We start from the raw sequence: 10,081 nt of genomic DNA on the forward strand, positions 1-10,081 counted from the left end.
TAATGATCTATTCATAAATTACCTTTCCTAAAAGCCTTAGGAGTAATACCAAACTCCTGCTTAAATGCGCGTATAAAGTACGTGATATTTTTGAACCCTGCCATAAAACAAACTTCCTGTACCCTATTTTCTGTAGACAGAAGGTATTTTCTTGCCAGCTTTAGCCTTTCCTTCAGCACATATTCAGTAGGGGATACACCGAGTTCATTTTTAAAACTTCTGGAAAAATGGTTTTTGCTGAGACAGGCTTTTTTACTAAGGATATCCAAACTTAAGTTCTCTCTTATGTTATTTTTAATATAATCAGCTACGTAAGCCAATCTATTACTTCCCGCCAGCTGCTTGTAGGTCTTTTCAAGCATATCTCTGGCCTGTGTTTGAGATAACCGAATCAGAAACTCCTTTAATGCTAATGAAGCTATAATATCTTTCTCTTTTGTCACATCATTTAATCCTATCTGGACAAATCTGTTGATGATATCATTTAATTCTATATTATTATTTAAATGGAAATAAGAATGATTTAGCCCCCAATCTTCAGTTAACAATTTTTGAGGCAAATTTTCATTTAAAAGGTTAAAAGTGTTTTCGATCATCTGTCCGGAAATTGAAAGAGCTATACATTGCGTCGGATTCTCCCAGGTCGCTTCCGGAAAATCTATTATCATGACTTCATGCGGAGGCACTATTACTGATTCACCTGGTAGATATTCAAATCCCGGCTGATCAAATAAATGCATGACTTTTTTACCCTTTAGCATGGTCGTAAGTACTAAATCTTCGAAGACCAAGTTCACTTTAGAGGCTTCCTGATGGGTTTCAAATATATTTAACTCACAGCTTTCCAATGTATAGGTAGTTCTGTTTTCTACCATTGAAATCAGATCGTTCTTTCTTTTCCAGGGGACACCTGCTATATTACTTTGGGACATGGTGGTAATTTACGCAAATTCTTATAATTAATCAGCATGATGCTTTAGGTATATTAAATAGTATAAAAAGTGGATTTAATAAAATAATTTTTAGAGATATTTGTCATAATATCAAAAACAGAAAAATTATGACAACAACCACATTATCCCAAAGCAAACCTGTAGATAGGCCTGAAATCAAAGAACAATATGAACATTTTATAGGTGGAGAGTGGGTCGCCCCCTCTTCAGGTGAATATTTTGAAAATATCAGCCCAATAGATGGAAAACCTTTTTCAAAAGCTGCCAGAGGTAATAAAGAAGATATAGATAAAGCTATAGAAGCGGCACATAAAGCATTTCCAAGTTGGAGTAAAACCTCTGCTGCTAATAGAAGTAAGCTACTCAACAAAATAGCGGATATCATAGAAGAAAACCAGGAGCATTTAGCCAGGGTTGAAACAATAGATAACGGTAAAGCACTAAGAGAAACAAGAGCTGCAGATCTTCCGCTGGTCATAGATCATTTCAGGTATTTTGCCAGTGTTATAAGAGCTGATGAAAGTTCAATTTCTGAACACGATGAACATACAGTAAGTATAGCACTGCATGAACCACTGGGCGTAGTAGGACAGATTATTCCTTGGAATTTCCCGCTACTGATGGCTACCTGGAAAATAGCTCCTGCATTGGCTGCTGGGTGCTGCACAGTAGTAAAACCCGCAGAGCAGACACCTACCAGTATCATGGTTCTCATGGAACTGATCGCAGATGTCCTGCCTCCAGGGGTTTTAAACGTGGTTACAGGATTCGGCCCTGAAGCAGGCAAACCCTTGGCTACTTCACCCCGCCTGGCCAAAGTGTCCTTTACGGGAGAAACCACAACAGGTAGGCTTATCATGCAGTATGCTTCAGAAAACCTTGTACCGGTTACAATGGAACTGGGGGGGAAATCACCTAATATTTTCATGAAATCTGTAGCGGATGCAGATGATGAATTTTTCGATAAAGCAGTAGAAGGCGCAGTCATGTTTGCCCTAAACCAGGGAGAAATATGCACTTGCCCCTCAAGGATACTCGTCCACGAAGATATTTACGATGTCTTTATGGAAAAGGTAATAGAAAGAACCAATGCTATTAAACTGGGGCATCCTTTGGCGGAAGACACCATGATGGGGGCCCAAGCATCCAATGACCAATATGAAAAAGTATTGTCCTATCTTAAAATAGGAAAGGATGAAGGTGCTGAGCTGCTCTGTGGCGGAGAGAAAGCTGACCTGAACAGTGGTTTGGAAAATGGTTATTATATTCGGCCTACCATATTTAAAGGGCATAATAAAATGCGGATTTTCCAAGAAGAAATTTTTGGGCCGGTAGTTTGTGTGACCACTTTCAAATCCACCGAAGAAGCTTTAGAAATTGCCAATGACACGATGTATGGACTTGGGGCAGGTCTGTGGTCAAGAGATGCCCATGAGCTTTATCAAGTCCCAAGAGCTATCCAGGCAGGAAGAGTATGGGTTAACTGTTATAACACTTATCCTGCTCATGCTCCGTTCGGGGGGTATAAAAAATCAGGTTTTGGAAGGGAAAATCATCTTATGATGTTAGACCACTATCGTCAAACCAAAAATATGCTAATTTCTTATGATAAAAATAAAATGGGATTCTTTTAGAATATAAAGAAAAATATTCTTGATAAAGACTATTTTGGATGGGAATGGTGATCGATGGAGGCTTGGGATTAAGGGTAAACCCACCCCTCTTCCTTTATCGATCACTTCTCCTTTAATTTTAAGAATAGGTATTTATTTACTGCTTTCTACCTAAATCACCATTACCCTCATTCCACTTTTTACTTAACCCCTTATATATGACTCCTCGAGTACTGGTTACCGAAAAGGCAAAAAATACAATAGATACATTAAGAAAAAGGTTCGGAACAGACCTGATGTTTCACCAAAGTGGTGGGTGCTGTGATGGATCCTCCCCGATGTGCTTTGAAAAAGGGGATTTTAAAGTCGGTGGTAGTGACATATGGCTTGGAAAAATCCATGACTGTGATTTTTTTATGAGCAAAGACCAGTTTGAATATTGGAAGCATACACAGTTGACTGTTGACATCACTCCCGGAAGAGGAAGCAGTTTTAGTATAGAAATACCTATGGGTATACGCTTTATGATACACTCAAGACTTTTTACAGATGAAGAATTCCAAGATTTAAGTCCTGTCAAAGAAGCAGAAGAAGCGATCCAAAGTGAATAAACTTGATAGGAAAAGCAATATTTTCGATACCGGCTTATAACTCATTACATGGCTCTCCCTAATATCAAAACCTTCCTGTAGATAGTTTTCAGATCTAATATCATGTCATTATCTTATACAATTTATCCATCAATGTTTGGTTTAGCCGATAGTATGAATTTACTTTGCAGCTACTTCAGGAAACTGATTTATAAAGAAGAGGTGAGAGATTAGGCTCCCAGACCCTCTGGCAACCGCCCTTGACGTAGGAGAGGTGCCAATACCTACCCAAAAAGCCGGGAACTATAAATTAGACATTATGACCTATCAAAATGACGAAACGCGTGCGGTAAGAACCGTCGCTGCCAGTTCAGATCAAAGAACACACTCTGCACCTATATATTTAACATCCAGCTTCACCTTCGAAGGTGCGGAAGAAGCCCGACAAATGTTTGCAGATGAAATACAGGGCAACATTTACTCCCGGTACAGTAACCCCAATTCCAGTGACCTCATAGCAAAAGTATGTGCTATGGAAGCCACTGATGACGGCATCGCCACTTCTTCTGGCATGGCAGCCATGTTTGCCAGCATAGCCTCTCTGCTGCAGCAGGGAGACCATGTATTGGCAGCTAGAAGTTTATTTGGCTCTACCCATCAACTGCTTACCCGTGTTTTTCCTAAGTGGGGGATTACCCATACCTATGGAGAAGTCAGCGATGTACAGCAGTGGGAAAAGCTAATCCAGCCAAACACCCGCATGATCTTTATCGAAACTCCCTCCAATCCAGGCCTGGAAATAATTGATCTCGAATGGATAGGAGCCTTTGCCGAAGCACATAACCTGATATTGGTAGTGGACAACTGCTTTGCCACCCCTTATCTGCAGCAACCTGCGAAATGGGGAGCGCACATTGTGACTCACTCTGCCACAAAATACATTGACGGACAAGGCCGGGTATTGGGAGGATTAATCTTAGGTAGGCAAGAGCTTATGGACGAAGTGCAGTTTTTTACCCGGCACACAGGCCCTGCCATATCCCCTTTCAATGCCTGGCTCTTGGCCAAAAGCATGGAAACCTTGCCGGTACGGATGGACCGTCATTGTGAAAGTGCATTGAGGATAGCAGAATATTTTGAAGAGAATACTGAATTAGAAGAAGTAAAATATCCTTTTTTAAAATCTCACCCACAATACCATCTGGCCAAAAAGCAGATGAAACAGGGAGGAGGAATTATTACCTTAAATTTTAAAGGTGGACTTGAAAGGGCCAAGAACTTCATCGATCATCTGGAAATGATCTCTATTACAGCTAATCTAGGGGACAGTAGAAGTATAGTCACCCATCCTGCTTCCACCACTCACAGTAAACTTACTAAAGAAGAAAGAGCTAAAGTAGGCATCGTAGATGGACTTGTCAGGCTTTCAGTAGGGCTGGAGCATGCTGATGACATCATCCAGGATGTACAAAGAGCGATTGATTTATCAAAAAAACAATCTTAACACTGCCCACAGCTGTGAAAACAGTATATAGAGCATAAAAACCATTTATACCCTTCAGCCAACTAATAATCCATCTACCTTTAGTGGATAAGGATGAGGCTTTCTCATATATCAATTCAAGAGCCTGAGATTTGGCTGAATGAAAATTGGCTCAGATACCAACCTGAATAAAACAGAGGCTGTCCCTACTCCCTTCATATGAGAGAGCCCTGTTTTTTGGGTTTTTTATAGGTGCATTGAAGCATGAAAATATAAGAAACCGTTTATCCTCCTTATTTTCCTGATTTAATTTATTGAGCTAGGTGCCTTACCTTTCTAAAAATTTTTTAATATATTGAAGCCAATATTTCAGATAACAATATCCCCTAACACCCCAGCTAAATCGAAAAAGCTGTCCAACTTATGAATTTATGAAAAAAGATCAATTGACCGGTATTTCTAGTACCAGAAGAAACTTTCTTAAAACTACCGCTACAGCACTCGCCGGCTTTTATTTTGTCCCACGGAATGTTCTGGGTGGTCCCGGATATACTGCTCCCAGTGACATGCTCCGGGTAGCTGGAATAGGAGTAGGCGGCATGGGGTATAATGATGTAAAAGGAGTTCATAACTCTGGCAAGGCCAATATAGCCTTTCTCTGTGATGTGGATGATCGTCGGGCTGCACAATCCCGAAAAGACTATCCTAAAGCGAAATACTATAAAGATTATAGAGAAATGCTTGAAAAGGAGCACAAAAACATAGATGCCGTCACAGTGTCCACACCTGACCACAACCATGCGGTTCAGGCTATGGCAGCCATGCAACTCGGCAAACATGTATATGTGCAAAAACCGCTTACGCATGATATATATGAAGCACGGATGCTGACCAAGGCAGCTGAAGATTATAAAGTAGTGACCCAGATGGGTAATCAGGGTTCATCGGGTGACGGAGTACGACAGATGATAGAATGGTATGAAGCTGGGCTAATAGGAGAAGCACATACTGTACACTGCTGGACCGACCGTCCTGTGTGGCCCCAGGGCATACCTTGGCCACAGACCCAGGTGAGTATCCCCACCGAACTGGACTGGGACCTCTGGCTTGGCACCGCGCCAAACAGAAACTATGTAAACAACCTGGTTCCATTTAATTGGCGTGGCTGGTGGGATTATGGTACTGGGGCCCTTGGCGATATGGCATGCCATATCATGGAACCTCCCTTCAGGGTATTGGGTCTAGGATATCCTACAGAGGCAGAGTGCAGTGTGGGATCTGTATATGTAGATGAATTTAAAAGAGGTTATTTTCCGGAAAGCTGTCCACCTTCATCTTCTGTTACTTTAAGATTTGCAGGAAAAGATGGTAAAGATGGTATAAAATTTCACTGGATGGACGGAGGTATACAGCCCGTAAGGCCAGAAGAACTCGGTCCAAATGAAATGATGGGAGACGGCGGTAATGGTGTGATCATCGAAGGAACCAAGGGAAAAATGATGGCATCCACCTATGGCAGAGACCCAAAGCTACTACCCACTTCCAGAACCGAAGAAGTAGATGTACCCAAGACAATACCTCGGGTAGAAGGGGGAGATAAAGGCCACTATGCACAGTGGGTGCAGGCCTGCATAGCAGGTCATGGAAGTAAGGAATTCCACAATTTGAGTTCTCCTTTTGCTATAGCTGGGCCTTTGACAGAATCTGTCCTAATGGGTAATTTGGCTATTAGGAGCCAGGACATCAGAAAGGGCCAAGATGGGAAGTATACCTATCCAGGAAGAAACATCAAACTGGTGTGGGATGGAGAAAATATGAAAGTGACTAATTTTGATGAAGCTAATCAGTTTGTCAAAAGAACGTATAGAGATGGGTGGACACTTGGCGTATAACTGATACCTAATAAACAAAAGGCTTCAGGATTGCCATGCATTCTGAAGCCTTTTATTTGAATCCAGTAAATATTATAAGATAGCGATGATCTTCCCTTTCCTGATTTAGAGATTTTCGAAAGAGATGTCATGATCAGGGCTTTTGGAAAAAGCTTCTATAAAAGCATTCCTAAGTACATTAAAAATAGTGGGCATAACCCTTACATTAGTTTCATTAATATCCCCTTCAAATGGTACCCGGGTCGCTACCTGATCTTCCTTAGGGTTTTCAAATATCTTCATGGCTGAACCTACTACCACTTCCCAGGCCTTCCTTAAAAAAGAAGAATCTTCATCCTGTAAATCAATCACTTTAACATTTTCAAATACGGGTTTTAAATACCCTTGAAACACACCATCCTTCATAGCGATTTCCGTAGAAGCATATAACTGGCCTTCTTTGAAAGTAAAATTGGCATACGCCTCCGTAAATTCATTCAAAGCCAATAGATCTACTCTATCCATTTCAACTACCGCATCAAAATCCGGCTGCGACTTAAGGATATTCAAATCTACATGTCCATCAATAAACCCTCCACCTATAGTGGATGCATTTATAGAAACTGCAGAAGGCAATGGTCTGTTATCATCATTGACATTTCCTAAATTAGTAGCATATACGTTCAAATCCTTAAAAAACAGATCTACTTTTGGACTTGCTGTGGGATCTATATAATGTATTTCACCATTATGAATAGTAAAGGTATTGATGTTTATAGGCATAAGCTCATCCAATACATGAGCAAAATCCACGTCTTCTCCGTCTTCCACTTCCTGCCCATTCGAAATAAGGTTTAAAATAGGCCGCTCAAAATGGATATCCCCCACGACTTTGCCTTTAAAAAGTGCTCCCCATTCTAAAGATATATCAATTTCAGCGGTAGAGAAAAAAGGAATATCTTCACGTTCCTCATCAAAAATAACCAGCGAATCTATCTTGTATGCCCCTCTATATAAATGGATATGGATGTCATCCACACTACCATACATACCGTCCATGGTAGCAAGTGCACGGTTTACTTTTTTAAGTACAAATGGCTCCAATGCAAAATGGAGCAATAAAAATATCAAGAGAATTAAAGTGACAGGTATCCAAATCCGTTTTTTCATATATGATCAATGCTGTACTTTAATCTAAACAGCAATAAACCCTGGTAAACAAATTACATACCAAAATTTCATCAAAAAATACCATTAACCTTGTTGATTATAGGGAGGTGAATATTTTAATTTCCCAAGGCCATATAAATAAAGCACTTTACTATACCGCTGCATAAAAGGTAAAAGCAAAATATTAGCTCCGACTACTGACACGATATACACCCAAAGCTCGGGATCATCAAAAAATACATTTAAGACAATCATCACATTTATAAATAAGGCAACGGAAAACGCATAACTAATATACATCGCTCCATAATAAAAATCAGGTTCCGGCAATAGGTTAGCTGCACACACATCACACCTTTTTTTAATGTCTGTTAATTTATAGTAGCTGTACAAGGAAACAGAAAAAATCTCTCCTTTTCTACATTTGGGGCATTTTGCTAATAATATAGATTTTCCGATGCTCGGTGATGACATATGGCTGATATAGCTGGTTGAATGTAACAAATATACAGATGCTTTATGGTTTAAATATGCTTTTTTTGTTCGGATTGTTGCATATCGTCTGATTACCTACCAAAATGCTGTCAGGATCAGAAAAGTTTAATTATCTTTACTAATATGGTAATGTGTATGAATAAAAAATGGATATGGAAAGGATTGACCTATTTGATGTTGGTCAATTTTATAAATCTGTCTGCCAATTTTTATCATGCTTCTGAAATGGACAGTTCTTTATTGAGACATCATGATCCCATAGACTCCCTAGCTGAGCTGGTATTAGAATATTTTTTTGAAATGGATGAAAATACTATTCCAGACACAGAAACTCCTCATGAGAAACGTAAAATAGCTGATGTAACTACTCTATTTCCTGGAGGATCTTTTTCATATTTTATGACCCAATACAATCTAAACCATTACTTTTTCAGCCACTATGAAAATCTATACCAGAATATGTCATTTGACATAAGCGCTCCCCCTCCCAAGGCCATTTCACTTCCCCTCCTATAAATGATATACCAATAGCTTCTTCCCCTCCTGGGGTAACCATAGGCTATATCCTGTGTTTCTGAATGAAAATTTGTTCAGACTAAAAATTATTATAATTAATATTATGAAATTCAATTTATATATATCCTTTTTATTGGGATTCATATGCCTTAATGCCACTGCCCAACAGCAGCCCATACCTACAGATTCTATTCCTTTAACTAATCCTGACAGCTTACCTAAAGTTAAATTAATAGAAGAACTCAAATATATTAAGCAGCCTGGGCTCGCCAATGCTGCTTCTAAGATATATTCGTCAGACCACCGGTTTGCCATCAGTGGATTTACAGAAATCAATTCTGTCTCTTATCTTGGAGAAAAATTAAGGGGTGATGATCTGGAACTATACTATACCAATCTATATAGATTTGGTTTTTACTTCGGCTTTAAACTATCTGATAAGATAATATTTAATTCCGAAATCCAGACTGAATTACTTCATGATGGGTTCAATGAAGTAAATGGTGAAGTGAATTTTGAGTGGATGTTTGATTACCTCTGGCACCCATCTTTTAATATAAGAATAGGCAACTATCCAATACCTCTGGGTTATACTAACATAAATGAAGAGCCTATTGCTTTTTACTCTGTAAACAGGCCGGAGTCTGAGCGGATCATACTACCCACACAATGGCTGGAAACAGGATTACTTTTTTATGGCGTATTTCTTAATAATCAAATGGAATACAATCTGGGTGTCACTAAAGGCCTAGATGCCTCTACCATGGTGGAAGGCACCTGGATAAGGCGTGGAAGGTATCATGCTTTAAATTTCACAGAGTCTATAGCAGGTAACGGAAAATTAGAATATGTAGGATCTGAAAACATTAAACTGGGCGTAGCCGGATATATGGGTAACGCTGGAAGAGGTTTGGAAACTCCTTCCGGACAAGCCTTTAATCCAAAAACAAGGCTTTTCTCTGCTTTTGCCGGATATGACTTAGGCATTATTTCTATTTTTGCTCTAGCTATGAAAGGCAAGATGAGCGAAACTGATAGGATATATGAATTTGATGAACAGGTAATAGGTGAGGAAACATTTGGGTATTATGGAGAAATCCGTTGGGATTTATTGAGCATTCTGGATAAAAACAAAAATTGGAAATTGCCCCTATGGATAAGGTATGAGAGGTTGGATACCCATGCCAGTGTTATTCCCTCATTGGACATGATAGATTATAATCACCAAAATCTGGAAATTATAAGTATGGGAGCTAATTTAAGGCCTAAGAAAAGTTTGGTATTTAAAGCCAATTACCAGATTAGAAAGAATTTAGCCCCTAGCATATTACCGGAATCCGATCGCATAGAGCTGGGAGTAGGCTTTATCTTCTAAAAAGGGAGCATGGAT

The 10,081-nt window shown here is 39.5% G+C and carries 9 protein-coding genes and 1 riboswitch; of the genes, 6 read left to right on the forward strand and 3 right to left on the reverse strand.

The window, feature by feature from the left end; all coding sequences use genetic code 11:
• Window positions 1-11: 11 nt before the first annotated feature.
• Window positions 12-932 (reverse strand): helix-turn-helix domain-containing protein, encoded by a 921-nt coding sequence (locus EL17_RS03600; RefSeq protein ID WP_035070166.1) that lies wholly within the window; start codon window positions 930-932, stop codon window positions 12-14.
• Window positions 933-1,060: 128 nt separating this feature from the next.
• Between EL17_RS03600 and EL17_RS03605 the strand changes: the two genes are divergently transcribed.
• The 4 genes from EL17_RS03605 (at window position 1,061) to EL17_RS03620 (ending at window position 6,531) form a co-directional block, all read left to right on the forward strand.
• Window positions 1,061-2,587 (forward strand): aldehyde dehydrogenase family protein, encoded by a 1,527-nt coding sequence (locus EL17_RS03605; RefSeq protein ID WP_035070167.1) that lies wholly within the window; start codon window positions 1,061-1,063, stop codon window positions 2,585-2,587.
• A gap of 197 nt (window positions 2,588-2,784) precedes the next feature.
• Window positions 2,785-3,177: a DUF779 domain-containing protein gene (locus EL17_RS03610; RefSeq protein ID WP_035070169.1), complete on the forward strand. Its 393-nt coding sequence runs from the start codon at window positions 2,785-2,787 to the stop codon at window positions 3,175-3,177.
• A 185-nt stretch (window positions 3,178-3,362) separates the two neighbouring features.
• Window positions 3,363-3,468, forward strand: a riboswitch (SAM riboswitch).
• A 7-nt stretch (window positions 3,469-3,475) separates the two neighbouring features.
• Window positions 3,476-4,660: a trans-sulfuration enzyme family protein gene (locus EL17_RS03615; protein ID WP_035070171.1), complete on the forward strand. Its 1,185-nt coding sequence runs from the start codon at window positions 3,476-3,478 to the stop codon at window positions 4,658-4,660.
• A 410-nt stretch (window positions 4,661-5,070) separates the two neighbouring features.
• Window positions 5,071-6,531: a Gfo/Idh/MocA family protein gene (locus tag EL17_RS03620; RefSeq protein ID WP_035070173.1), complete on the forward strand. Its 1,461-nt coding sequence runs from the start codon at window positions 5,071-5,073 to the stop codon at window positions 6,529-6,531.
• Window positions 6,532-6,636: 105 nt separating this feature from the next.
• Here the strand turns inward: EL17_RS03620 and EL17_RS03625 are convergent, their stop codons facing one another.
• On the reverse strand, window positions 6,637-7,680 hold the full coding sequence (locus EL17_RS03625) for a DUF748 domain-containing protein (RefSeq protein ID WP_035070175.1): 1,044 nt from the start codon (window positions 7,678-7,680) through the stop codon (window positions 6,637-6,639).
• An 84-nt stretch (window positions 7,681-7,764) separates the two neighbouring features.
• Window positions 7,765-8,184: a DUF983 domain-containing protein gene (locus EL17_RS03630; RefSeq protein ID WP_240485928.1), complete on the reverse strand. Its 420-nt coding sequence runs from the start codon at window positions 8,182-8,184 to the stop codon at window positions 7,765-7,767.
• A gap of 126 nt (window positions 8,185-8,310) precedes the next feature.
• On the opposite strand from EL17_RS03630, the gene EL17_RS23035 reads away from it, so the two are divergent.
• A complete protein-coding gene (locus EL17_RS23035; RefSeq protein WP_164674944.1) occupies window positions 8,311-8,691 on the forward strand; it encodes a hypothetical protein in 381 nt (126 codons plus the stop codon).
• Window positions 8,692-8,794: 103 nt separating this feature from the next.
• Complete coding sequence (locus EL17_RS03640) at window positions 8,795-10,066, forward strand: hypothetical protein (protein WP_051719796.1); 1,272 nt, start codon at window positions 8,795-8,797, stop codon at window positions 10,064-10,066.
• Window positions 10,067-10,081 lie beyond the last annotated feature (15 nt).

The sequence above is a fragment of the Anditalea andensis genome (assembly GCF_000714815.1).
In the GTDB taxonomy this organism is placed as follows: domain Bacteria; phylum Bacteroidota; class Bacteroidia; order Cytophagales; family Cyclobacteriaceae; genus Anditalea; species Anditalea andensis.